Origin of the sequence: Aliiglaciecola litoralis, from assembly GCF_039523355.1 — a bacterium.
Lineage (GTDB): Bacteria > Pseudomonadota > Gammaproteobacteria > Enterobacterales > Alteromonadaceae > Aliiglaciecola > Aliiglaciecola litoralis.
The window spans coordinates 260,175-283,580 of the sequence record NZ_BAAAFD010000002.1 but is presented as its reverse complement, the minus strand read 5'-3'; the positions used below and the strand labels follow the sequence as shown (position 1 = coordinate 283,580).

Annotated in this window: 25 protein-coding genes; 12 read left to right on the top strand and 13 right to left on the bottom strand. The window is 44.4% G+C overall.

The annotated features are described in order from the left end of the window. The first annotated feature begins 89 nt into the window (after window positions 1-89). The 4 genes from ABD036_RS04925 to ABD036_RS04910 all read left to right on the top strand — a co-directional run bounded on the left by ABD036_RS04925 (window position 90) and on the right by ABD036_RS04910 (window position 5,287). On the top strand, window positions 90-2,036 hold the full coding sequence (locus ABD036_RS04925) for a lytic transglycosylase domain-containing protein (protein WP_343857999.1): 1,947 nt from the start codon (window positions 90-92) through the stop codon (window positions 2,034-2,036). 136 nt (window positions 2,037-2,172) lie between these two features. Beyond that, the gene (gene pepQ / locus ABD036_RS04920; protein WP_343857088.1) at window positions 2,173-3,492 is read left to right on the top strand and encodes a Xaa-Pro dipeptidase; all 1,320 of its coding nucleotides are present in this window, start codon (window positions 2,173-2,175) and stop codon (window positions 3,490-3,492) included. A gap of 80 nt (window positions 3,493-3,572) precedes the next feature. Then, complete coding sequence (locus ABD036_RS04915) at window positions 3,573-4,655, top strand: GGDEF domain-containing protein (RefSeq protein ID WP_343857085.1); 1,083 nt, start codon at window positions 3,573-3,575, stop codon at window positions 4,653-4,655. A 98-nt stretch (window positions 4,656-4,753) separates the two neighbouring features. Next, entirely contained in the window at window positions 4,754-5,287 is a 534-nt protein-coding gene (locus ABD036_RS04910; RefSeq protein WP_343857082.1) for a hypothetical protein, read from the top strand. Here the strand turns inward: ABD036_RS04910 and ispB are convergent. Continuing rightward, window positions 5,284-6,255 carry an octaprenyl diphosphate synthase gene (gene ispB / locus ABD036_RS04905; RefSeq protein WP_343857080.1) on the bottom strand — a complete coding sequence of 324 codons (972 nt, stop codon included), beginning with the start codon at window positions 6,253-6,255 and terminating at the stop codon, window positions 5,284-5,286. The two genes, ABD036_RS04910 and ispB, sit on opposite strands and share 4 nt — an antisense overlap. Window positions 6,256-6,476: 221 nt before the next feature. On the opposite strand from ispB, the gene rplU reads away from it, so the two are divergent. The 3 genes from rplU (at window position 6,477) to cgtA (ending at window position 8,554) form a co-directional block, all read left to right on the top strand. Next, complete coding sequence (gene rplU, locus ABD036_RS04900) at window positions 6,477-6,788, top strand: 50S ribosomal protein L21 (protein WP_343857078.1); 312 nt, start codon at window positions 6,477-6,479, stop codon at window positions 6,786-6,788. Between the two features lie 15 nt (window positions 6,789-6,803). Then, entirely contained in the window at window positions 6,804-7,061 is a 258-nt protein-coding gene (gene rpmA / locus ABD036_RS04895; RefSeq protein WP_286284203.1) for a 50S ribosomal protein L27, read from the top strand. Window positions 7,062-7,390: 329 nt separating this feature from the next. Further along, window positions 7,391-8,554 carry an Obg family GTPase CgtA gene (cgtA, locus tag ABD036_RS04890; RefSeq protein WP_343857075.1) on the top strand — a complete coding sequence of 388 codons (1,164 nt, stop codon included), beginning with the start codon at window positions 7,391-7,393 and terminating at the stop codon, window positions 8,552-8,554. A gap of 38 nt (window positions 8,555-8,592) precedes the next feature. Here cgtA and ABD036_RS04885 read toward each other — a convergent pair whose 3' ends face one another. Both ABD036_RS04885 and ABD036_RS04880 read right to left on the bottom strand, forming a co-directional pair. After that, window positions 8,593-9,555, bottom strand: a complete 963-nt coding sequence (locus tag ABD036_RS04885; RefSeq protein WP_343857073.1) for a PA2778 family cysteine peptidase — start codon at window positions 9,553-9,555, stop codon at window positions 8,593-8,595. Window position 9,556: 1 nt separating this feature from the next. Beyond that, window positions 9,557-9,934 (bottom strand): PA2779 family protein, encoded by a 378-nt coding sequence (locus tag ABD036_RS04880; RefSeq protein ID WP_343857070.1) that lies wholly within the window; start codon window positions 9,932-9,934, stop codon window positions 9,557-9,559. Between the two features lie 243 nt (window positions 9,935-10,177). Here ABD036_RS04880 and folA point away from each other — a divergent pair, with 243 nt between their 5' ends. The 4 genes from folA to efpL all read left to right on the top strand — a co-directional run bounded on the left by folA (window position 10,178) and on the right by efpL (window position 12,629). Continuing rightward, window positions 10,178-10,657: a type 3 dihydrofolate reductase gene (gene folA / locus ABD036_RS04875; RefSeq protein WP_343857997.1), complete on the top strand. Its 480-nt coding sequence runs from the start codon at window positions 10,178-10,180 to the stop codon at window positions 10,655-10,657. Window positions 10,658-10,827: 170 nt separating this feature from the next. Further along, window positions 10,828-11,154 (top strand): hypothetical protein, encoded by a 327-nt coding sequence (locus ABD036_RS04870; protein ID WP_343857068.1) that lies wholly within the window; start codon window positions 10,828-10,830, stop codon window positions 11,152-11,154. 21 nt (window positions 11,155-11,175) lie between these two features. Next, a complete protein-coding gene (locus tag ABD036_RS04865) occupies window positions 11,176-11,973 on the top strand; it encodes a DUF2145 domain-containing protein (RefSeq protein WP_343857067.1) in 798 nt (265 codons plus the stop codon). Window positions 11,974-12,062: 89 nt separating this feature from the next. Next, the gene (efpL, locus tag ABD036_RS04860) at window positions 12,063-12,629 is read left to right on the top strand and encodes an elongation factor P-like protein EfpL (protein ID WP_343857065.1); all 567 of its coding nucleotides are present in this window, start codon (window positions 12,063-12,065) and stop codon (window positions 12,627-12,629) included. 454 nt (window positions 12,630-13,083) lie between these two features. Here efpL and katG read toward each other — a convergent pair whose 3' ends face one another. Together katG and ABD036_RS04850 are read right to left on the bottom strand one after the other, a co-directional pair. Continuing rightward, complete coding sequence (gene katG, locus ABD036_RS04855) at window positions 13,084-15,294, bottom strand: catalase/peroxidase HPI (RefSeq protein ID WP_343857063.1); 2,211 nt, start codon at window positions 15,292-15,294, stop codon at window positions 13,084-13,086. Window positions 15,295-15,582: 288 nt separating this feature from the next. Next, window positions 15,583-16,092: a hypothetical protein gene (locus tag ABD036_RS04850; RefSeq protein ID WP_343857060.1), complete on the bottom strand. Its 510-nt coding sequence runs from the start codon at window positions 16,090-16,092 to the stop codon at window positions 15,583-15,585. Window positions 16,093-16,243: 151 nt separating this feature from the next. Between ABD036_RS04850 and tpx the strand changes: the two genes are divergently transcribed. After that, window positions 16,244-16,738: a thiol peroxidase gene (gene tpx, locus ABD036_RS04845; RefSeq protein WP_343857058.1), complete on the top strand. Its 495-nt coding sequence runs from the start codon at window positions 16,244-16,246 to the stop codon at window positions 16,736-16,738. A 130-nt stretch (window positions 16,739-16,868) separates the two neighbouring features. Here tpx and rpoS read toward each other — a convergent pair whose 3' ends face one another. From rpoS to ispD, 8 genes are all read right to left on the bottom strand, one after another. Continuing rightward, window positions 16,869-17,852 carry an RNA polymerase sigma factor RpoS gene (rpoS, locus tag ABD036_RS04840; RefSeq protein WP_343857056.1) on the bottom strand — a complete coding sequence of 328 codons (984 nt, stop codon included), beginning with the start codon at window positions 17,850-17,852 and terminating at the stop codon, window positions 16,869-16,871. A gap of 68 nt (window positions 17,853-17,920) precedes the next feature. After that, entirely contained in the window at window positions 17,921-18,787 is an 867-nt protein-coding gene (locus ABD036_RS04835; RefSeq protein ID WP_343857053.1) for a peptidoglycan DD-metalloendopeptidase family protein, read from the bottom strand. Between the two features lie 4 nt (window positions 18,788-18,791). Beyond that, complete coding sequence (locus ABD036_RS04830; RefSeq protein WP_343857052.1) at window positions 18,792-19,736, bottom strand: polyprenyl-phosphate transporter; 945 nt, start codon at window positions 19,734-19,736, stop codon at window positions 18,792-18,794. A 15-nt stretch (window positions 19,737-19,751) separates the two neighbouring features. Then, window positions 19,752-20,390, bottom strand: a complete 639-nt coding sequence (locus tag ABD036_RS04825) for a protein-L-isoaspartate(D-aspartate) O-methyltransferase (protein ID WP_343857051.1) — start codon at window positions 20,388-20,390, stop codon at window positions 19,752-19,754. A gap of 42 nt (window positions 20,391-20,432) precedes the next feature. After that, window positions 20,433-21,191: a 5'/3'-nucleotidase SurE gene (surE, locus tag ABD036_RS04820; protein WP_343857049.1), complete on the bottom strand. Its 759-nt coding sequence runs from the start codon at window positions 21,189-21,191 to the stop codon at window positions 20,433-20,435. Further along, entirely contained in the window at window positions 21,172-22,218 is a 1,047-nt protein-coding gene (gene truD, locus ABD036_RS04815; RefSeq protein ID WP_343857048.1) for a tRNA pseudouridine(13) synthase TruD, read from the bottom strand. Before truD ends, surE begins: the two co-directional genes overlap by 20 nt. Then, window positions 22,211-22,693 (bottom strand): 2-C-methyl-D-erythritol 2,4-cyclodiphosphate synthase, encoded by a 483-nt coding sequence (gene ispF, locus ABD036_RS04810; RefSeq protein ID WP_343857995.1) that lies wholly within the window; start codon window positions 22,691-22,693, stop codon window positions 22,211-22,213. The genes truD and ispF overlap by 8 nt, the downstream gene beginning before the upstream one ends. Continuing rightward, window positions 22,693-23,403 (bottom strand): 2-C-methyl-D-erythritol 4-phosphate cytidylyltransferase, encoded by a 711-nt coding sequence (gene ispD / locus ABD036_RS04805; protein WP_343857047.1) that lies wholly within the window; start codon window positions 23,401-23,403, stop codon window positions 22,693-22,695. Before ispD ends, ispF begins: the two co-directional genes overlap by 1 nt. Between the last annotated feature and the right edge of the window lie 3 nt (window positions 23,404-23,406).

Below are 23,406 nucleotides of genomic sequence, written 5' to 3'. Positions count from 1 at the left end.
CTATTTAGCGTAATTGGTTTCACGCTATTACTTGCATATTTGCACAGATATTTTAATGTTGATAGCAACAGAATGAGGATTTATTGCCAGTGATTAACCGCCGTCAGATTGTTTTTTTCGTGCTGCTGATTTTGCAATGCGTGCAAGTCACTTACGCACTGGCACCTGCTGGCAATACAGATACGCTTGAGCATCAACGAAATGTATTTAAAGCGTTGGAAAACATGGTTGTTAAGCCCAATTCCTCGGAATACCAGCGGTTGCGAGACCAGCTAGAAGGCTATCCACTGGAGCCTTACATCGAACAAATCACGCTCAAGGCCTATCCGTACTTAGCCAACAAAGACAAAATAGATCATTTCCTCAAGACCTATGAAGATACGCCATTGGATCGTCCGCTTCGGCATAAGTGGTTGTATTATCTAATGAAAAAAAATTATGCGGATTTATTCATTGAATATTATAAGCCCACATCGAATGTCGAGTTGACCTGTCAGTATCTGACCTACAAACTGGCAAAACAACACGATGTTGAGCAGATATTTGCGCAAACAAAGCAATTGTGGGTGGTAGGAAAGTCGCAACCCAATGAGTGTGATGCACTGTTCTCTGCGTGGGCGCGTGCTGGGCATCGAGATGAAGAGGCGATATTACAACGATTAGCATTAGCGGCCGATGGCGGCACTCACACGCTTATCCCCTACCTTAAATCGCTGCTACCAAAATCGAAACAATATCTTGCTGATCTATGGTTAAGTGTGAGGCGTTCACCAAGCAAAGTCAGTACCTTATCCCGCTTTCCTAAGCGTTTTCCCGAATTGGAGCTAGATATCATCCAGTATGGTGTTGGGCGACTAATTTGGCGCAATACCGATCTGGCGATAAAAACCTGGCAAGCAGCGTTAAACAAGTATTCCGTTTCCAATCAACGGCAACTAGCAACGGCCGGAAAATTTGCCGTTGCCCTGGCGTTAAGTGATCATGAAAAGGCCGGAGAGTGGTTAGAAAAAGCCAGTCATAAAAATGCTGATGAGCAGCTTTATCGTTGGCATTTAGCTCACCTACTGAAATCGGGCGACTGGCAGCAAGTGATTGAAGTCATCTCGCAAATGCCGTTGGATATCAGCGAAGGGCTCAGTGCTCAATATTGGTTGGCTCGTGCCTATGAGCAGGTGCAGGCATCGGATATTGCCAATCAATCTTATGAACTTATCTCTGGTCAACGGCATTACTATGGTTTTTTGGCAAGTGGCAAGCTCGCCAAAAAACCGACCATAGTTGATAAACCGTTGAGCTTTGATGAACAACTGTTGGCCCAAGTCGCTAATATGCCCGCAGCGAGAAGGGCCTACGAGCTGTTAAAGCTCGAAAAGTATACTGAAGCCAGAAGAGAGTGGTTTTATTTGCAATCTCAGCTCACTGAGCAACAAAAGCTCGTCAGCGCGGTTCTCGCCGACAGCTGGAGCTGGCACGATAGAGCCATTTATGGCTTCTCCACTACTGGTTATCTGGATGATATTAAAAGACGTTTTCCAATGGCTTACAGCGACGAAGTGTTAAGCAATTCCCAAGCAAATCAAGTTGATCCGGCGTGGACTTTTGCGATTGCACGACGTGAAAGCTCGTTCATGAGCGATGCCAACTCAAGTGCAGGCGCCAGAGGCCTAATGCAATTATTGCCGGGCACAGCGCGGTATTTGGCCAAGAAAAAAATTAATACCCGCGTGCTGTACGATCCCGATACCAATGCCGGATATGGTACCCAATACTTGCGTTATCTGTTGGACAAAATGGACAATAACCCGGTTTTGGCTACCGCGTCGTACAATGCCGGCTGGCGTCGAGTGCAACAGTGGATCCCAAAGGACAAACGCATTGCAATGGACGTATGGATTGAGACTATTCCTTATAAAGAAACCCGTAATTATGTGAAGGCAGTGCTGGCATATCGCCAAATTTATGCATCGCAACTGGGGCAGAACCCGCCGTTGTTTAGTGAGTTAGCCAATATGCAGTTAGGTGGCGATGTCTTGTAGCCTGAATACATATCGCGATGCTGTTTTTGGTTAAAAGCGACGAACCAGTCAAGGACTTCGCTGCCTTCTATTGACCTGTCCCCCTGCCTCTGTGTTAGCCTTGCGAGCAAGATTGATATTAAGGTTCTCCGACACTATGCAAACATTTTCAGCTCACTACGCTAGTCACATAGAAGAAATGCAAAAACGCACTAAAGAGGCGTTAGTTCGCGAAGGTATCGATGGTTTAGTTATTCATTCAGGGCAAAGTAAACGGATGTTTTTGGATGACAATAACTATCCATTTCATGTGAATCCACAATTCAAAGCGTGGTTGCCGGTCATTGACAACCCAAATTGTTGGTTGGTAGTGAATGGGGTCGATAAACCAAAATTAATTTTCTATCGCCCGAAAGACTTTTGGCACAAGGTGCCGCCAGAGCCAAATGATTATTGGGCGGCGTATTTTGACATCGTGTTGCTTACCCAAGCAGATGCTGTCGAAAAGCATCTTCCTTATGATAAAGCCCGTTATGCCTATATTGGTGAGTACCTAGAAGTTGCTCGCGCGTTAGGATTTGATTTAGTAAACCCAGATCGTGTGCTGCATTATTTGCATTATTATCGCGCCTATAAAACCGACTATGAAATGGCTTGTATGCGCCAATCAAGTGAAATTGCGGTGGCAGGACATCGTGCCGCAGAAGCGGCGTTTCGAGAGGGTTTGAGTGAATTTGATATTAATCAGGCTTATTTGCGTGCTACCCGTTTGGGTGACAACCAAGTACCGTACAACAACATAGTCGCGCTGAATGAAAATGCCGCTATTTTGCACAACATGGTCACCGACACCGATGCCCCTGAGCACGCGCGCTCCTTCTTAATTGACGCCGGAGCAACCTGTAACGGCTTTGCTTCTGACATAACGCGCACTTATAGTCGCGAGCAAGACCGTTTTGCTGAGCTAATTGCGGCTATGGATAAAGTCACTTTAGACTTGATAGAACAGCTAAAGCCTGGCGCCAAATACCTCGATATTCATTTGTCTGCTCATCAACACATTGGTCGATTACTGACAGAATTTGAGATCATCAACATGAGTCCACAAGATGCTGTAGAAAAAGAAATTACAAAAACCTTTTTCCCGCACGGCATTGGGCATTTTCTTGGCCTGCAAGTGCATGATGTGGGCGGGCACATTGCTGATGATCGCGGAACGCCCAACCCGCCGCCGCAAGAGCATCCTTTTTTACGAAACATGCGCACAGTTGAAGCCAGACAAGTGTTTACCATTGAGCCTGGACTGTACTTTATTGATAGCTTATTGGCAGATCTACGCAGCTCACCTGAGTCAAAATATGTGAATTGGAATATTGTTGACATGTTTAAACCATTTGGTGGAATTCGCATTGAGGACAATATCATTGTGCACCGTGATAGAAACGAAAATATGACTAGAGAGTTAGGTCTGCAATAGTAAATTAACTACGGCACTATTCGTATTACCAACTAAACTCAAAAATACTGACTTTATAAGTAATACGGATTGCGACCACGGTGCCCGAAAACAACCTAGCTCGAAATCTTTCTCACAAAGACAAGGATGTGGTGTTTTTAAATGTTTTGCGCATAGGCATTATCGTTATCCTTGTGCTGTGGATTGTAGAAAAACGCGCTGGGCTAACACATTATTTTGACGATATTGGCTATGGCCTCACCATAGTCATGACCACCTTTTTTTATATATTAAGTCGCTTTTTCAACCGCACAAGGTTGGCTAAAATCTTAGTCTTTATTTACGTTGCCTGCTATCTACTGATGTTGGCGATTGTTGGATTCATTCAAGCTGCGCAAAGTGGTGAGATTTATTCAATTGCTTCAACCCTGCAATGGGTGCCGATTATTTACATTCTGGCTTTTTTATTCCTGAATAAACGCTTAGCTATTGTTGGTGCACTTACCGTGTATTTGATTTTAGTGTGTATGCTGTTTATGACCTACACAGGGCTGTTTCCGGTGCACAACCCTGAATTGAGAGTACTCATGGTCAATATGGGCCTTGCGCATGGTCTTTATATTGTCTGTATGTATGCTGTAATGCGTTTACGCCAAGCCTCCGTGCGCCAGACTGTCAAAGCAATGGAAATGGAACAGGCAGCGAATCTGGACGCATTGTTAAACATCGCCAATCGTCGCTATTTGCAATCCTTGATGGACCGGCATGTAAAAGAAAGTAAAGCCGTGTCAATATTATTGCTTGATGTCGATCATTTTAAACAAATTAACGATACATATGGTCACACTGAAGGCGATGAAGTATTAAAAAAAGTCGTTTTATATATAAAACAATCGTTGCGTCCTGTAGATGTATTTGGGCGTTGGGGAGGGGAGGAGTTTTTGATCTTGGCTGATGTGCAAGAGGAAGAAAATGCGTTAAGTCTGGCTAACCGAATAAGGCACAATGTAGCGACGCAATTTGCAGCACATGAACCATCAGCTACTATCAGTATTGGCGTGGCGGAATATGATGGAAGCGGCGATATTGAAAACACCCTCAACTATGCTGATAAGGCGTTATATTTGGCGAAAGAGCGTGGACGAAATCAGGTAGTGATGCATCACAGTGGTGTGGGGCATTGACCTATAAATTTTGCTCATATCCTTTGCTTACTGGATCAGATACCGCTGTTGTTTTCGTAGCGGGTCAGTGCAAGCCCGCACTATGGATGGAAATTTGAATGACTATTTCACTGCATCAAACTGTTAGATTCGACTTTCATCAATTGGCGCATTTACGAACGTGGCTGAAAAATCTATGGGTTAATTGTTACGAGCTTTTTATCCCCTTGATCTTGGTTGCACTGTATTTTGGTTATTCCAATATTCAACATCAACACCGTATGAGCTTAATCGAACAGCCGCAAATCCATGATTTTTACTTTGTTGATTATCACCTTTTAGCGCCAACCACTGACGCGAAATTCCGATATTTACCGCTCAAGGTTAAGTCCATTGATGGCGACAATGTAGTCTTTAAAATTGGTAACATTGGTCATACTGAAAAGGTATCTGCTAATAATCACGTTAAATCAGACGCTGCAATGCACCGCAATTATTTTCGCAAAGAAGAATTAATCTTGCCTGTTTCTCAACTTCACTCACTAGCCGAACAAGGAGTGATTTACGATATTGCACGACCCAATAATATTTTTATCGAAGGTTGGATGGTGATGCATTTGAGTGAACTGAACACCGAAAATAGCGGCTCTTAAGCCGCTCTTTCAACCGAAATGTGCGCCAAGCTTATTAACGCTTGTTTAAATTCTGAATCAGGTAGAGGTGCTAACGCATCGATGGCCTGTTGCGCGGCGCCTAAGGCCTGTTTCTTGGTATAAACCAGCGAGCCAGTCTGCTCCATGGCCGCGAGTATATCCTCAAGGTGTTGCATACCCGAATTATGCTCGATGGCGTCACGGATCAATTGCTTCTGTGTCTCGTTGCCGTGCCACATCGCGTAAAGTAGTGGCAAGGTGGGCTTACCTTCAGCCAAATCATCACCGACGTTTTTCCCCATCTCATCACTATCGGCAGCATAGTCCATAATATCGTCAACCAATTGAAATGCGGTGCCCAGATAGCGACCATAGTCTTGCATAGCCTGTTCAATGTGTGCTGGTTGATCGGTCAATACGGCAGCAAGCAAGGTTGCCGCTTCGAACAAGCGCGCAGTTTTGCTATAAATAACTTCCATGTAACTTTCTTCACTGGTGTCAGGATCATTGCAATTCATCAACTGCAATACTTCACCTTCGGCAATCACATTGGTGGCATCCGATAAAATTTCCATCACGCGCATGCGCTTTAAACTGACCATCATTTGAAATGAACGGGTATATAAGAAATCGCCAACCAATACACTGGCCTGATTGCCGAACACCGCGTTCGCCGTTTCTCGTCCACGTCGCATGGTCGATTCGTCCACCACATCATCGTGTAACAGCGTTGCGGTGTGGATAAATTCAATAATGGCTGCCAAAGTGTGGTGCTGATCGTTGCTGATCCCCACGGCCCTTGCAGCGAGTACAGTGATTAACGGTCGGATGCGTTTACCACCGCTATTTACGATGTAAAAACCCAATTGGTTGATTAGGGCAACCTCAGAATTTACTTGGGATTGAATCAATGCGTTAACTGCTTGCATGTCTGGATCTGCAAGAACGCGGATCTGGTCTAATTCCATTGTGGGTAAATAGGCTCGTTGATAGTGTGATAAGATGCCGATAATTCTACATAAATTAGCCCATCTAGCCAATCAACGGGCAAATAAATATGTGCCAAATTAGGCCGATAATTATTAATATAAAAAAAACGCTTTTTGGGGTTGCTACGATAGGTCAGTTCACGTACAATTCGCGCCCTGTTTTTGAATTGTAGCGCCGTGGGCGCAGAGCGGAGTTTAATATGTACGCGGTTTTCCAAAGTGGTGGTAAACAACACCGTGTGGCCGAAGGCCAAACCGTTCGTCTTGAGAAAATCGAAATCGCACCGGGCGAAGCGGTAGAGTTCGATAATGTCTTGATGGTTAGTAATGGTGATGATGTAAAAATTGGTATGCCTTATGTTGATGGCGGCAAAGTAACTGCGGAAGTTGTTACTCATGGTCGTGGTGACAAGATTAAAATTGTCAAATTCCGTCGTCGTAAGCATTCTCGTAAGACCCAAGGTCACCGTCAGTGGTTCACGGAAGTGAAAATCACTGGCATTAGCGCTTAATAGGAGTACGAACTAATGGCACATAAAAAGGCGGGTGGTAGTACTCGTAACGGTCGTGACTCAGAAAGTAAACGTTTAGGTGTTAAACGTTTCGGTGGTGAGTCTGTCTTAGCAGGTAACATTATTGTTCGCCAACGTGGAACTCGCTTCCACCCTGGAGACAATATGGGTATTGGTAAAGACCACACTCTTTTTGCACTTTCCGATGGAAAAGTACAATTTGACGTGAAAGGCCCTAAAAACCGCAAATTTGTTAGTATCGTCGCTGAGTAAGACGATCTAGTAACGGATTCGAAAAGCCCCGCTCAAGCGGGGCTTTTTATTGCGACAAATAAATTTAGCTGGGTGTAAAACTAACCTTTATAAAGATTTAAACACTTTGCGAGTGATTAAATCTTTATGGGGATTGGTATAAACTGAATTAATTGGGGGCACAGCCAACTTTGGTCTAAAATGATGGATCACGGTGGGCTTCTGTCGAACCTTAGTTAGGTTAATTCTGATCTAAGTGTTCTCTCAACAACGTGTTTGCACAAGCATCCCCAAAATACAAGAGAGCTCAACGGTAGTTTACTATCTGTTATATTAATTTGAGGTAAGTGATGAAATTTGTAGATGAAGCTGAAATTCGCGTTGAAGCCGGTGATGGCGGCAACGGAGTAATTGGCTTTCGCCGAGAAAAATATGTGCCTAGGGGTGGACCCGACGGCGGAGATGGCGGCGATGGTGGCAGCGTTTATTTGGTAGCAGATGAAAACCTCAATACCCTAATTGATTTCCGCTTTGAGCGATTTCACCGTGCAGAGCGCGGTAAAAATGGTCAAGGCAGTGACTGTACTGGTCGAGCGGGCGCCGATTTAGAATTAAAAGTGCCCGTTGGTACACGTGCAACAGACAAAGACACTGGAGAAGTGTTGGGCGATCTGACTGAACATGGAATGAGAATGAAGGTCGCACAAGGCGGGTTTCACGGTCTTGGTAATGCTCGTTTTAAAAGCAGCACCAATCGCGCTCCACGACAAAAGTCGAATGGCACACCAGGCGAAATCCGCTGGTTGAGCTTAGAGCTAATGTTGCTTGCTGATGTGGGCCTACTCGGGCTACCTAATGCCGGCAAGTCAACGTTTATACGCTCAGTATCTTCGGCCAAACCCAAGGTGGCGGACTACCCATTCACTACCTTAGTGCCCAATCTGGGCGTAGTAAGACAAGATGCTCAACGTAGTTTCGTTATCGCTGATATTCCAGGGTTGATCGAAGGTGCGGCTGACGGTGCAGGTTTAGGGATTCAGTTCTTGAAGCACTTGGAACGCTGTCGCGTGCTATTGCATTTGGTCGATCTACTTCCAGCTGACCAATCTGATCCAGTGGAAAACGCCAAAGCAATTATTGCTGAGCTTGAAAAATATAACCCTAAACTGGCGGCTAAACCTCGTTGGTTGGTATTTAATAAAATCGACTTGCTTTTAGAAGAAGAAGCCGACGAGATTTGCCAAAAGATCATCGAAGCTCTTGATTGGCAAGATCGCAGCTTCCAGATTTCGGCTTTCCAAAAGAAAAATACAGACGACTTGTGTCGTGAAGTGATGAACTATTTAGATTCACTACCAGATGAATCTGAACAACAGAAAGACTTACAAGAAGAGGTCGCGTTCAAGTGGGACAGCTACGACAAAAAATCACTGCAAACTGACGATTTCGACGACGATGACTTCGATGATGACGATGACGACTACGATGTAGAGGTTATCTATACCAAAGAATGATTTTGGTTTGCAAATAGTGGTAGCAAAGGACCATTAGGTTAATGGCACTTCGCTGAGTGTGATTGGTGAGTCGCACGGATCTCATTTTGAGTATCTAGCAGAATTGACTCTTGTGGAAATCTTCTTAACGCCTTGGTTATTACAGCTAAGGCGTTTTGCTTACAGCCTATTAGGGCTAACGCATGGGCATAATTGTTCATATAAGCAAGCTCATACTGCCCCGTGTCATAGCCCTTAGCGAGCCATTCAACTGAAATTTCCGGCTGTGTTGGCAAATAATGATTGGCAATTAACAGATAAGGTAACCACTGCTTAGGCCATTGCTCGGTCGCGGCTTTGAGGTTTTTAATTGCTTCATGTTGTTTATTCACCTTCAGCATATCAAAGGCGGCGCTAATATATTTAAAAGGATCTAATAGGGCGTTAGTCTTGCCTGTTGGAAGTGGCGCCAGTAGCCAATAATTACCTCGTGACCACGTTCGTTCAAATAGCTCGAAGGACATTCTGTGGCGTTGTGTCACTCCCGTATGCAAGATCACTTCATCACTGCCAAGATCGTACCCAATCACTACGGCGTAGTGCCATTGAGGAAGTAGTGGTATCGACAGGTTTTGAAACACGATGACCGGAATATCTTGGTTAACTAAATATAATATTCGTTCCAGTGAACCTTTTTCTGAATAGGGTAAAAAGCCAAATTGGCGAGTGGCAGAAATCATTTCTAACTGCAAGGTCCCCTGCTTTTTCGGAATAAACATTGTTGGCGCGATCGCCTCTGCACTGGTATTTTCGCCGTAAAAATTAAACACTTCAGATAGCGTAGTGGGGCCACAGTAATACTGTTGTTGAGCGTAAAAAGGAACGTTTTCAATCACCTTTGTAAACGCGATATCTGTCGGCTTGTGTTTAGCCAGCGCATCCGCTTGCGGTGTTGATTGACAACCACTTAGCAAAAGTAAGCCTGCAATAATGCAGGCTATAGTAGTGTAGTGAAACTTCACTTTAGCTATTGATCGGACGAATAAACGGATACACGTCGGTCACACCGACTAAATCCAGTATCGCAATAATGGCTAAAACCGTTAATACGGCACCCACTACACCGCCGGCTGGCCCTTGTTCTAATTGCTGATTCAATTGCATTATCTCTGAATCTGTCATTGCGTTGATCCGTGCAATAGCATCTTGTTGATCCACACCTAAGCTCATCATGCGTGATTGAACATCCTCGCGATTGATCATACTGATAATCTGTTGTTTGTTATAAAACGAATGTTGCGCCTGCATAACGGAATTAGAACTGATGACCTCTGCATGTGTCATACCCGATAATGCGGTAAGTGCAAATATACCAGCGACTAAGATATTTTTAATTTTCATAGGTGTTTCCTTAGTTAAAAACTCACATAGACCAAGCAATTATCAAACCAGTTGTTTGAAAGTTCAGGTTAGCACCTACTGGCAACGGCTTTCATCATAAATGATGAAAATAAAAGTAAAAAATCATCGCGGAATCACTACATTTTTAAAGACTCTCCTGTAATATTTACATCGCATTATGGATCATCTACCTAACTTAACTATTTAGATTCTCTGGGGCTTTTCTAACGTATGAAAATTTCAATGATCGCTGCCATGGCTCACAATCGAGTCATCGGGGCAAACAATGGTATGCCGTGGCATTTACCCGCAGATTTAGCCCACTTCAAACGCATTACATTGGGTAAGCCGGTGGTAATGGGCAGAAAAACCTATCAATCAATTGGAAAAGCACTACCAGGTCGGCACAATATTGTCGTTACAACTGACCCTGATTATTCACTACCAGATGCTACTGTGGTCAATTCGTGTGAGCAAGCAGTAGAGGCAGTCGGCAAGGTGGATGAATTAATGGTGATTGGCGGTGGCACCATTTATCGTCATTTTTTACCATTATGTGACTGTTTGTATCTGACAGAGATTGATTTAACGGTTGAAGGTGACACTCACTTTCCTGACTATAACAGTGTGGCCAATTGGACACAGATCGCAACAGAAGCACATCAGCCTGATGAGAAAAATAAGCACGCCTATCGTTTTATTACGTTACACAAAGTAGGTTAGTTAGTGGTTTTATAAAACTCAGCTAGATTTTTGTGAATCTAAGGTTATTCTTAATTTGGTATTATAATAATAGACAAAAAGTACAAGTAACCTGTACTTCGTAAAACCGAGTTTACAAAATGTAAACTCGGACCTAAGGTCAAAGGGTGTTCAACCAATAAGGAACATCCATGAATAAATCCGTCCTCACCCTATTCATCTGCACTTTGTTCAGTGCCCATCATGTCAACGCCGGTAAAGCAATTGATCATTCATTGCAGGCAAGCAAACATTCCGTTCTTGCGGTGGCCGAGGGAGTGGGCTCTGCAGTGGTAGTCGCTAGTGCGGTAGTTGCTATACCTATTATTATCGTGGGAGGCACTGTGGCCCATAGCGCTCAGGCTATAGCTGAAACCATGCAGCACCAACATCACGCGCCCTTAACCGTGACTGACATTACGATTACAGTCGATCCAGCACCAAACAAAGCGATTAGATCTATTCACGTTAAACACTAATTGCGCAAAGGAGCCTATCTTATGAGAATCACATTTGCATTCATCGTCTGTATTACATACGCCAGTCAATTGTGGGCCGGTAGTCGCTCTAATGAACCCGCAAAGATTGAACCACAAAGAATCGTCACCTTTGCCAAACAAGTAGAGAAAATAGCTGCACAAAAAGGTGCTAGAGCGTTTATTTTGTCTCGTGTTGGTCGTCCAGAGGAAGATCTACCGAAAGGGATTTTTTATACTCATACCGCCATTGCGGTGTATTCCAGTATTGAGTTAGAAGATGGCTCTGTTGTTAATGGCTATGCTATCCACAATTTATATCAGGACGATAAGCGACCAAATCGAAGTATGTTGGTTACTGATTATCCGGTCGACTTTTTCTGGGGGGCGCAACGGCTGAAAACGGGGATTGTCATCCCTACGCCGGATCTGCAAAAACGTCTAATAGATATCATTGCGCAAGGTAAAAACAAGACCCTACACAACAGTCGTTATTCAGTGTTATCCAATCCATTTAACCAGCAATTCCAAAATTGCACCGAACATACCCTCGATGTCGTGAACGCCGCAGTCTATCAAACCACGGATTGGCAACGATTGAAGAATAATGCTCAAGCCTATTTTTCGCCACAAAGAGTCCACGTCAGCAAGTTTAAACTTGCACTAGGTTCAATGTTCAGTGACGACCTTACAACTGCTGATCATAAAGGCAAAGTGTATACCACTACATTTACCTCGATTATGCGTTATATGCGGGATTTCGAGTTATCCCAAGAGAGTTTTACGGTGTTTGAAGATGGTTCGATAGTCGCTATAAACTAGCAAGCTGAGTGTATCTGAAGGCTAAAGCATGCTTCTCCATAGCCAAAGTTCGTGTTAACTTAACGCAACTTTTATTGAGAGAATGAGTGATGCCAAAAGCAAGTGAAGTAAAGAAAAACGCCGCTATAGAACACAACGGTAAAGTGTATCTGGTTAAAGACATTAATAAACTCACTCCAAGTGGCAGGGCTGGGGCAAGTTTATATCGTATGCGCTTATACGAAGTTGCAACAGGCGCCAAAGCCGACGAAAGCTTTAAAGCAGATGAGATGATCAATACCGCCGAATTCTTCCGCAGAAAAGTCATGTTTTCTTACGTTGACGGCAATGAGTATGTGTTCATGGACAATGAAGATTACACGCCTTTTTCATTGGATAAAGAGACCATCGAAGATGAATTGTTGTTTATTAACGAAGAAACTGAAGGGTTGCAAATTCTTATCGTCGATGGAAAACCAGTTGGTATTGAACTGCCTCCTTCGGTGGATTTAGTCATCGCTGAAACTGACCCTTCTATTAAAGGTGCTTCTGCCAGTGCGCGCACCAAGCCTGCAACATTAACCACAGGCTTAGTCGTACAAGTACCTGAATATATATCAACCGGTGAAAAAATTCGGATAAACACTTCTGAACAAAAATTTACCAGTCGTGCCTAATACGACCGATTGAAAATTGAGTTTCAATACCTTGGTTTGAAATGCGCTGGATGCCCATGTTGGTTGTTTTTTAGCATGGGTGTCCACGTTATATCGAAGTAGGTTGCGATGCCTGTCCATGTAAATCCCGTCTAAACTTCTGTTCCGTTCTTGAAAACTTCGATGCCTGTCCACGTAAATTCGCGGTGCCGTTGCGCTTAAAAGTCTACTAGGTTGCTTAAAAAGAGCTGAAGTCTAACGGTGGGTGTCCCTATAGAAAAAGATGCCTGTCCACGTAAATAATTGATGCCTGTCCTTGTAACACTTGTCCTCGCTACAACGTGTTAATCCAAACAAGGTTACAGTGGGTGTCCATGTAAAATAGTGCACAATGGTTGGGACGTTGAATATAAAAAAAGGCCGTGGATATTGAGCCACGGCCCTTGGTGCATGGTGATTTTAACAGTCGCTTGGATTAATGAATATCGAAGCGATCCGCGTTCATTACTTTGGTCCACGCATTGACAAAATCTTTGACGAATTTAGGCTTGGCGTCGTCGCTAGCATACACTTCTGATAGCGCTCGTAACTGTGAGTTAGAGCCAAATACTAAGTCAACACGAGTGGCTGTCCACTTAGTCTTGCCAGTACGAGAGTCCTTTCCTATGAACTCATCCGCTTCATCTGTGTTAGCCGTCCAATTCGTTTGGTCGTCAAGAATATTGACGAAGAAGTCATTGCTTAATTTACCCGGTTGATTGGTTAATACACCATGTTTAGACCCTTGATGGTTGAGATCAAGCGAGCGCATGCCGCCAATCAAAACGGTCATTTCTGGTGCCGTTAACGTCAACAACTGTGCTTTATCTAACAAAAGCTCTTCGGCACTGACCGCATAAACTTGTTTAGCATAGTTTCTAAATCCGTCTGTTACTGGCTCTAGTACGTCGAATGAGTCGGCATCAGTTAACTCGTCGGTAGCGTCCACTCGGCCTGGTGTGAATGGCACCTCTACATCAATGCCTGTGTCATTAACTACTTGTTGTAATGCCGCGGTGCCGCCAAGCACAATTAGGTCTGCCATCGAAACTGCTTTGCCATTACTCTGCGCGCCATTGAACTTTGATTGAATTATTTCTAGCTCAGCAAGTACTTTGCTTAGCTGCTCAGGTTGATTCGCTTGCCAGTACAATTGTGGTGCAAGACGAATTCGCGCACCGTTTGCTCCTCCGCGCTTATCGGAGCCTCGATAAGTAGCCGCTGAGCTCCATGCTGTGTACATCAACTCTTGGATACTTAAACCTGATGCCATTATTAACTTGCTGAGCTTCTCGATATCGTCTTGCTCTAACGCTGGGGTATTAACCACAGGTAAAGGGTCTTGCCACAACAGATCTTCACTAGGCACTTCATCACCCAGATAGCGAGACTTGGGCCCCATGTCTCTATGGGTTAATTTAAACCACGTTCTTGAGAATGCATCTGCAAACTCTTCAGGGTTGTTGTGAAAGTGCTCCGCTATTTTGCGATACTCAGGGTCCACTTTCATGGCCATGTCAGCCGTGGTCATCAAAATTCCCACTTTGATGGATGGATCTTCAGCATCTGGCGCATGGTTTTTGTCAGCCAGATCTATCGCTCGCCACTGATGCGCACCGGCAGGACCTTTGTGTAATTCCCACTCATAGCCAAATAACATATCAAGATAGCTCATATCCCACTTCGTTGGAGTGGGTGTCCACGCTCCTTCGATACCACTGGTGATGGTGTCTTTGCCCTTTCCGCTACCGTAGTCACTTTTCCAACCTAATCCCATTTGTTCAATTGGAGCGGCTTCCGGCTCTGGACCTATGTGAGATTCAGGGGCTGCACCATGGCACTTACCAAAAGTGTGCCCTCCGGCAGTCAATGCAACGGTTTCATAGTCATTCATGGCCATTCGTGCAAAAGTTTCTCGAATGTCTTTGGCTGATGCCAAAGGATCTGGTTTGCCATCAGGTCCTTCTGGATTTACATAAATCAACCCCATCTGCACCGCTGCTAATGGCACTTCAAGCTCCCTATCGCCAGAATAACGTTTGTTGCCTAACCAAGTATCTTCAGTGCCCCAATAAATATCTTCCTCTGGTTCCCAAATATCCTCACGGCCGCCACCAAAACCAAAGGTATTTAAGCCCATCGATTCTAATGACACATTGCCGGTAAGGATAAATAAATCCGCCCAGGATATTTTGTTACCATACTTCTGTTTTATCGGCCACAACAAGCGTCTAGCTTTATCCAGATTTGCATTGTCAGGCCAACTATTTAGCGGCGCAAACCGCTGGTTACCGGTAGCTGAACCACCACGCCCATCACCTTCTCGATAGGTTCCAGCTGCATGCCAAGCCATTCGTATCATAAAAGGACCGTAGTGCCCGTAGTCTGCTGGCCACCACTCTTTAGAGTCGGTTAGTACATGCTCGATATCCTGTTTAACATGTTTGAGATCGAGTGAGTTGAATGCAGCTTTATAATCAAAGTCGTCCCCCATTGGATTCGATTTTTTGTCATTTTGGTGCAAAATTCGTAAATTTAATTGATTAGGCCACCAATCTATATTCTTTGTGCTATTTCCACCTAGACGTGTATTAGCGCCGTGCATGAACGGGCATTTGCCCGCCGCTTTATTATTCGAATTATCCATTGTTTCTCCTATCAAAGTTCGTTCTGAACTCGTTGTAATATCCATCATCTCCAGTAACTGTAGTCGTTAACTTTGATCTAAGTAATTGACTTTTTTAGACCAGGCTAATCGGGTAAATCTATTAAAACGTCAAAAAAGCATTGGCTAAATCAAGATTAACTCACTCAGGAGGTAGGCTAAATGGTGATACTCCACTGATTGGATTTGGTACGTTGGATGACGGTAGAAAGTGCAATCTAAGTGGTTTAAAGTACAAAAAAGATAGTAGTAAGCTGGTAAATAGTAGAATTAAGCCCGTTTATTCAGCAGGGTATAAGTGTAAATGTAGCCATATAGGCCGGTAAACAAAATGCTAGGCGCGACTGTAAGCCATAGGTTTGGCGTTTGATTAATCACGTTAACGCCAATGGCGATAGTGGCTTGCACCATTAAAGGTAACAAAGGTGCAAACAAGGTACCGGGTAAAACAGTGCCGCTGGCTTTTTTAGCGGACAAATCTAACGCAGCGTTAAACGTTTTATAGATGGCAATATTTTGCAAAGTCTTGGAATGCACTGAGCAAAGTATGGGAACAACAAATACCAATGATAGACTACGTTCGCCGAATCGTTCGACGGACTTTTCCAAGGCGAAGGTGAATAATAAGGTAATGGTTGCACTCAGTGTTCCTTGTACCACTGCCGAACGCAACACTAGGCCCATGTCATCTGAGACCATATTATTAGCCCAATACGTCCAACTAAAATAAAACACAAAAGAAACGGCTGCTGAGAGCAACAATCGGAGGTGAGATGACATAGCAATCCTCAAAATAAGCTTCCCTCATCATGACCTTATTAATGAGAATTTGCTTTCGATATAATTGATCTTTTCTGTTGGCTACTGACTATACTTAGGCTCTGGCGTAAACACTATCGGAACTCGATAATTAATTTAAAAGGAACAAAAAATGACAACAGTAACACTGCAAGGCAATGAAATCGAAACGGTCGGAACGCTACCTTCGGTGGGAACCAAAGCACCTGATTTTGAGTTAGTTAAAGTCGATCTTTCAACCACGAGTTTATCTGATTATGCTGGTAGTCGCGTGATCTTGAACATTTTCCCTTCCGTTGACACCGGAACCTGCGCCATGTCTGTTCGAACTTTCAATGAGAAGGCGACAGCCATGGAAAATACCAAAGTGGTCTGTGTTTCAGCTGATTTACCTTTTGCTCATAGCCGCTTTTGTGGCGCAGAAGGAATAGACAAAGTGACCACAGGTTCAAGCTTTCGTTCTTCCTTTGGAGATGATTACGGAGTGACTTTCAAAACCGGACCTCTCACCGGATTGTTGTCGCGAGCAGTCGTGGTTGTCGACACAGATGGCTCAGTAATTTATACACAACAAGTGGCAGAAACCGCTGATGAGCCAGATTATGATGCGGCATTAGCTGCACTATAAATAACCTGCTGGTCCTATTCGCTATTTCAGGGCTGTAACTCATTAGCAACAAAAAGCCTCTTTTGTCCAAGTGCGATCAATTTTGCGTCGACCGCACGTAACAATAAGAGGCTTTAGCTAATGTGATGTGTTAGAGCGCGTTGTTAAATAGCGCCTCTAAATTCAAGCCTTGATGACCTAACATATCTCTTAAACGACGCAGCGCTTCTACTTGGATCTGTCTAACGCGTTCACGAGTTAACCCGATTTCAGCGCCGACATCTTCTAATGTAGAGGGTTCGTAACCCATTAAACCGAATCGTCTTGCTAACACTTCTCGTTGCTTTGGATTCAACTCTTCCAGCCATCTGACAATACTGCATTTGATATCTTTATCCTGCAGGTCTTCTTCAGGGCCGCAGCCCTTTTCATCTGCGATGATATCAAGTAGAGCCTTGTCGTTCTCACTTCCAATAGGGGTGTCCACTGAGGTAATACGTTCATTCAAACGTAACATCTTAGTGACATCTTCAACGGGTTTGTCGAGTGATTTAGCGATCTCTTCCGCTGTGGGTTCATGGTCAAGTTTCTGTGCCAATTCGCGAGAAGCTCGTAAATAGACGTTTAATTCTTTTACCACGTGAATGGGCAGTCGGATCGTGCGAGTTTGATTCATAATTGCACGTTCTATGGTTTGTCTTATCCACCAAGTTGCATAGGTAGAAAAGCGAAAGCCTCGTTCGGGATCAAATTTCTCTACCGCACGGATAAGACCAAGGTTACCTTCTTCAATTAGATCAAGAAGTGCTAATCCACGGTTATTGTAGCGGCGGGCAATTTTAACAACTAGACGTAGGTTGCTAACAATCATTCGTTTTCTGGAGGCTTCGTCGCCTTTGAGGGCGCGACGGGCAAAATATACTTCTTCTTCTGCTGATAAAAGCGGTGAGAAACCTATTTCACCTAAATAGAGTTGTGTGGCATCAAGATTTTTTTGCAGTTCTTCCTGGCCGGCTAGAATTTCTTCCATGGGATCGATATCGACACTTTCAGTCTCATTGGTTTCAGCGTCGATAGCTTTGTCGTCAGTGGATTGCTTGTTTAGATCGACTACGACAGTATTTGTATCACCCATAATGCGTCTCCTGCATGGATCAGTTTTAGTTTTATCTCCTCGTTTTTTGTAATTATTATTTATTGTTATTATTTGCGTGGTAAATACTTCAACGGGTCAACAGACTTGCCCCTGTACCTAACTTCAAAACGAAGCTTTACTTGGTCGGTACCTGTACTTCCCATAGAGGCTATTTTTTGCCCCGCTTTAATCCACTGTTGCTCATTTACGAAAACAGCATTGTTATGCGCATAAGCACTTAAAAACGAATCTGAGTGCTTAATTATGATCAATTGACCATAACCTCTCAGTGCATTTCCGGTATAAACCACTTTGCCATCGGCGGCGGCTAGGACGTTATTTCCTAGGCTACCACTAATTTCAATGCCTTTATTGCCTTGCTCTGACAGTGAAAATGTAGAAATTAATTTACCCGTTGCAGGCCAAACCCATTTCGATATTCTTTTAGGGAATTCAATGGTTTCTGTCCGCTTGTTAGGTTTGTTAACAACTTTGTTACTTTCACCATACGCCTGCTTTGAAGGTCGGTCAACTGTCCTATTTGGTTTTGTTTTTGAGGTCCGACCAGGTGAGTCTTTTACTCTTGATTCCGCAGGTTGCTCCTGCCGTTGCAATTGCAACTCTTGTCCTGGGTAAATGGAGAAGGGCTCTTTTAGGTTATTAATTGAAGCGATGTCGCGGTAATCGTTACCCGAATACCAAGCAATAGAATATAAGGTATCGCCTTTTTGCACCGTATATCGGGTGCCTTGAAATCCTTCTTTTTCGAAGTCGCGATAGTCTTTGCCTTGGTAAAGTGAAACCACGGGAGCAGGTGTCGATCTGCTTGAACATGCCGACATAAAAATACAGCTAAAGCTACAAACGGCAATAATCCAACTTGTTCTGTAAGAGGCCGAAAACGCGATAATTTTTTCATTGCTCTTATCAGACATTGGATTAATTCCCTGTCTTATTGCCAAATTTTTCCAGCAAGTACACCATGAATACACCTAACAACATCAATGCTAGTGCTAACATTGCATAGGAGTGTTGCCCTGTGCTCGTCTCGAAGGTAGATGGTAATACATTGCTTTGAAGGAGTGGAATTTCCTTGCCATGCCTATTGATAATGGATTCGATAGTAACTTTCCACGGCCAAACCTTGTTTAGTGAGCCCAACATAAATCCCCCTAACAATGCTAGAGTCAGCGTTTTATGTTTTTCGAACATCCAGTTGAGCACGCGGGAGAAGGAGAGGAGGCCGATTACGCAGCCGCTGGCAAAGATCGCCAAGGTTGTAAATTGCAATGATTTAACGGCATTAAGCATGGGGGCATACATACCTAATAACAATAAAATAAAGCTGCCTGAAATTCCCGGCAAAATCATGGCACAAATCGCGATCATACCAGCAAGAAAGACCATTATTGGTGTTGCTTCGATAAAAGTGGGTGTCATGATAGTGACGTAAAAAGCCACTACTGTGCCTAATGCAAAGGACGCCATCACTGACACGCCCCATCGCTCTATGTGCCTGATGACAGACCACACGGCAGCGAGAATTAAACCAAAGAAAAACGACCACAGCAGCACCGGATATTGCTCTAGGGCAAACACCACCAAATGCGACAGAGTGATAAGACTGACAATTATGCCGCCAAAAACACTGAGTAAGAAGTTGCCATTAATGTGTCGCCATGCTGACGGAATTCCGTGCTTGAATAGAACTTTTACTGCTTCAGGTCCACATTGCTTGAGCGAGTATATTAATTCTGCATAAATACCCGTCATAAAAGCAATGGTGCCACCCGAAACGCCAGGAACAGCATCGGCAGCGCCCATTAGCATGCCTCTTAAACCTAATCCAACGTAGCCCTTTTTATCGCGTTTGACAGCTTTCATGTGTCTTCCCTGAGGTTAAATAATGTCACCGGGAACCAGTGGTACAAAGCGCACAGATTCTACTATAGTACTGGTAAATTCATCGCCATCTCGCACCACGCAATGTAGCTTTTGATCATCCGTACCCACAGGGATTACCAACAGACCACCTTGATTCAATTGTTGATATAAATCGGTTGGCATATGGCTGGCCGCAGCGGTCACAATGATACCGTCAAATGGACCTTTATTTGCCCAGCCTTGCCAACCATCACCGTGTTTCATTGAGACGTTGTGTAAGTCCAGTTGATTCATTCTGCGTTTCGCTTGAAATTGTAATGCTTTAATTCTCTCAACGCTAAACACCTTATCGAAAAGCTGTGCCAAGATCGCGGTTTGATATCCTGAGCCGGTACCAATTTCTAATACGGTTTTATTTGCTGCGCTAGATTCTAAAAGTAATTCTGTCATACGAGCGACAATATAGGGCTGGGAAATGGTTTGCCCTTGACCTATTGGCAGTGCGGTATTTTGGTATGCTTTATGGTGCAATGCATCAGGTAAAAATAGCTCGCGTGGTGTGGCCGCTACTGCCTGCAATACCTTTTGATTTCTAACTCCCTCGGTGTGAAGCAGTTGTGCAAGAGATTCCCCTTTTCGAGTCGCGCGTGTCATATGGTTCCTTGTACTCAATTTTACGTTGAGGATCGTTAGACCCTAACTATTATTATTCTTTTTATTCAGCCACTGCTTCATATTGTCTAAACTTTGATAGGCAGTCATGTCAACGCTCAACGGCGTCACTGAGCAGCGTTTTTTTGCAAGCGCATGAAAGTCGGTGCCTTCGCCAGCATCTTGCTCCTTGCCAACCGCTCCATACCAATAGAGATCTTTTCCAAACGGATCGACATCTTTTATCATGGTTTCCGCCCGATGGCGACGACCTTGTCGGGTTACTTCAATGCCTTGTAACTCGTCATAAGGTACATCAGGGACGTTTACATTTAAAATCTGATCTGCAGGAAGGGCATGATTTTGCAAATGTTGAACGATTTCAACAATGACGCGCGCAGCGGTTTCAAAATGATTTCCCTCGCCTAAATCGAGTGAAACCGCAATCGCTGGCAGCCCCATATATCGGCCTTCGGTGGCCGCTGCCACCGTGCCTGAATAGATCACATCATCACCCAGGTTGGGGCCGTGATTAATCCCTGAAATCACGAGGTCTGGATCTTCATCTAAAAACTGATTGATGCCCAAATGCACACAGTCTGAAGGCGTACCGTTGACCGCGTAAAAACCGTTATGCTGCTTCTCTACACGCAGAGGCTTGCGAATAGAAAGGGCATTGCTAGCAGCGCTGCAATTCGTATCAGGGGCAATCACAGTGACGTCGTAATATTGGCTCAGATGTTGGTACAAACAGCTTAAACCTTGGGCGAAAACGCCGTCGTCATTACTCAACAGTATGCGCATTAATGACCTCTCTTATCACTGATGTAGCAAAACAGCCGCTAGGCAATGAAAATGCGACCTCAAGCCTATTGCTTTGAATTTGCCAATGCAAGTTTTCTGGTACTATGCGTATCGCTCTGCGCTCTTGCTTTAAGCCTAACGAAGAGAGTAAATCGCATACCGCAGCTCTGCTAAGTGCACATTGCTGTTCAAATTCCTGTGCTGCACCTTGACTGTCTAAGTTTCCTTTGCCCCACATAGGCGCTGATAAGGATATATCATTTTTGTGTAAACGATCTTCGATTGCCACGTGATCATCATCTGCGATAAAAAAACTATTGCTACCTGTTAGGATCATCACATCGCCAGTGCAGACTTGCTGCCAGCGATTTTGCGCGATGCGTTCACTGACAAATTCGTTAAATAGCCATGAACGCAACGCGGAAATAGCCATTGAACGTTTATTACGGTTTTTAATGGGTTCATTCGCCAACATTTTTTGCGCTAAGGCCAAATTGCCGCCGTTGGCATGATAACGAGTTTCGCCAAAGCGCTGTGGTCCAAAATAATTGGGTACCCCTTGAGATGCAACTTGCATCAGACGTTGCTCTAATTCCTCGGTGGAGTCGATATCGCGTAGCGTAATCTCAAAGCGATTACCTTTGAGATTACCGACTCTAAGCTTCTTGTTGTGGCGTTTCACATCGAGTATCTGCAATCCTTCTAATTGCAGTTCATGCCAGTCAAATTGCTGCTTGCCTGGAACATGCACCCCAAACCATTGTTGAGTGAGAGCATGTTTATCTTTGCGTCCAGCGTAAGTTACCGCGCGCAATGGCAATTGGCAAAACTGCGCAATTTTCTCTGCAACGAAGGCGGTATTTAGCCCCACTTTTTGCACCCATAAATAAATATGCTCTCCCTCACCGCTAGGCTCGTAACCAAGCTCTTCACGAACGATGAAATCCTCAGGTTGCGCTTTAAGCACGCCCGTCGCTGTGGGTTTAGCAAACAGGTATTGCCATTTATTGGTGGCTAATTCAATCATGATTATGGTTGATAAGCAGTACAACCGCGTGGCAAGCGATGCCTTCCTTGCGGCCGGTGAATCCTAGTTTCTCGGTGGTCGTTGCTTTCACATTGACTTGATCGAGCTGCAAACAGAGGTCGTCACACAGATGGCGCCTCATGTTGACAATGTGAGGTGCCATTTTTGGGGCTTGGGCAATAATAGTTAGATCCAAGTTGCCTACATGGTAACCGCGCTGTGTGACTAACCGGTAAACATGTTTGAGCAGTTCACGGCTATCAGCTCCGCTATACGCTTGATCAGTATCAGGAAAGTGCTGACCAATATCACCTAAGGCGACAGCACCTAAAAGCGCATCGCAGAGCGCGTGTAACGCCACATCGCCATCAGAGTGAGCGATTAAGCCGTGTTCGTATTCAATCGATTCACCGCAAATCTTTATTGGGCCATCACCGCCAAATTTGTGTACGTCATAGCCATGACCAATTCGCATCATAGGTTTTCCAAAGAGAGGTAAAATGCCGCTAATGCTAAATCATCAGGGCGGGTTATTTTAATATTTTTGTCACTGCTTTCGACCAGCTGAACAGGGTGCCCCGCCCATTCCATCGCTGAGGCTTCGTCGGTAATTGCAATCTTGGCTTGCAGTGCGTTACTCAGTGCAGTTCGCAATGCGCTAAAGGGAAAAAATTGTGGGGTTAATGCATGCCATAGACCATCACGGTCCACGGTCTTGTCAATTAAACTTGGCTGGTCTTTGTTTGCTCGTTTCATCGTGTCCCGAACTGGGCAGGCAAGCAGACCGCCTTGTCCTTGGTGCTCGGCTAAGGCGAGCAACTGGCTAATTTCTGAATGTGAAACACATGGCCGTGCAGCATCATGCACCAGCACCCAATCGGGTTGTTGTTGTTGTGCCAGCATATTCAAACCCGCTAAAACCGAATCAGCCCTTTCATCACCGCCATCAACCCGGGTTAGCCAAGGTTGTTGCCGACAAGGCAGGCCGTCGAAATAAGGATCTTGGGGGTGCACAGCGACCACGATATGTTGAATATTAGGGTGGCTGATAAGCTTGTCCAAGGTGTGTTCTAATACAGTCTTGCCGTCGATAGTTAAGTATTGCTTTGGCCGGTCTGCAGCCATTCGCTTACCGACTCCGGCAGCAGGGACAACCACCGTAAATTGTAACTCTGTGGATAGCATCTT

Bases quoted from the DNA above. Each gene is read 5' to 3' on its own strand.
- pepQ (WP_343857088.1), top strand. From the start codon at position 2,173: ATGCAAACATTTTCAGCTCACTACGCTAGTCACATAGAAGAAATGCAA.
- ABD036_RS04910 (WP_343857082.1), top strand. From the start codon at position 4,754: ATGACTATTTCACTGCATCAAACTGTTAGATTCGACTTTCATCAATTG.
- ispB (WP_343857080.1), bottom strand. From the start codon at position 6,255: ATGGAATTAGACCAGATCCGCGTTCTTGCAGATCCAGACATGCAAGCA.
- rplU (WP_343857078.1), top strand. From the start codon at position 6,477: ATGTACGCGGTTTTCCAAAGTGGTGGTAAACAACACCGTGTGGCCGAA.
- rpmA (WP_286284203.1), top strand. From the start codon at position 6,804: ATGGCACATAAAAAGGCGGGTGGTAGTACTCGTAACGGTCGTGACTCA.
- cgtA (WP_343857075.1), top strand. From the start codon at position 7,391: ATGAAATTTGTAGATGAAGCTGAAATTCGCGTTGAAGCCGGTGATGGC.
- ABD036_RS04880 (WP_343857070.1), bottom strand. From the start codon at position 9,934: ATGAAAATTAAAAATATCTTAGTCGCTGGTATATTTGCACTTACCGCA.
- folA (WP_343857997.1), top strand. From the start codon at position 10,178: ATGATCGCTGCCATGGCTCACAATCGAGTCATCGGGGCAAACAATGGT.
- ABD036_RS04870 (WP_343857068.1), top strand. From the start codon at position 10,828: ATGAATAAATCCGTCCTCACCCTATTCATCTGCACTTTGTTCAGTGCC.
- ABD036_RS04865 (WP_343857067.1), top strand. From the start codon at position 11,176: ATGAGAATCACATTTGCATTCATCGTCTGTATTACATACGCCAGTCAA.
- efpL (WP_343857065.1), top strand. From the start codon at position 12,063: ATGCCAAAAGCAAGTGAAGTAAAGAAAAACGCCGCTATAGAACACAAC.
- katG (WP_343857063.1), bottom strand. From the start codon at position 15,294: ATGGATAATTCGAATAATAAAGCGGCGGGCAAATGCCCGTTCATGCAC.
- ABD036_RS04850 (WP_343857060.1), bottom strand. From the start codon at position 16,092: ATGTCATCTCACCTCCGATTGTTGCTCTCAGCAGCCGTTTCTTTTGTG.
- tpx (WP_343857058.1), top strand. From the start codon at position 16,244: ATGACAACAGTAACACTGCAAGGCAATGAAATCGAAACGGTCGGAACG.
- rpoS (WP_343857056.1), bottom strand. From the start codon at position 17,852: ATGGGTGATACAAATACTGTCGTAGTCGATCTAAACAAGCAATCCACT.
- ABD036_RS04835 (WP_343857053.1), bottom strand. From the start codon at position 18,787: ATGTCTGATAAGAGCAATGAAAAAATTATCGCGTTTTCGGCCTCTTAC.
- ABD036_RS04830 (WP_343857052.1), bottom strand. From the start codon at position 19,736: ATGAAAGCTGTCAAACGCGATAAAAAGGGCTACGTTGGATTAGGTTTA.
- ABD036_RS04825 (WP_343857051.1), bottom strand. From the start codon at position 20,390: ATGACACGCGCGACTCGAAAAGGGGAATCTCTTGCACAACTGCTTCAC.
- surE (WP_343857049.1), bottom strand. From the start codon at position 21,191: ATGCGCATACTGTTGAGTAATGACGACGGCGTTTTCGCCCAAGGTTTA.
- truD (WP_343857048.1), bottom strand. From the start codon at position 22,218: ATGATTGAATTAGCCACCAATAAATGGCAATACCTGTTTGCTAAACCC.
- ispF (WP_343857995.1), bottom strand. From the start codon at position 22,693: ATGCGAATTGGTCATGGCTATGACGTACACAAATTTGGCGGTGATGGC.
- ispD (WP_343857047.1), bottom strand. From the start codon at position 23,403: ATGCTATCCACAGAGTTACAATTTACGGTGGTTGTCCCTGCTGCCGGA.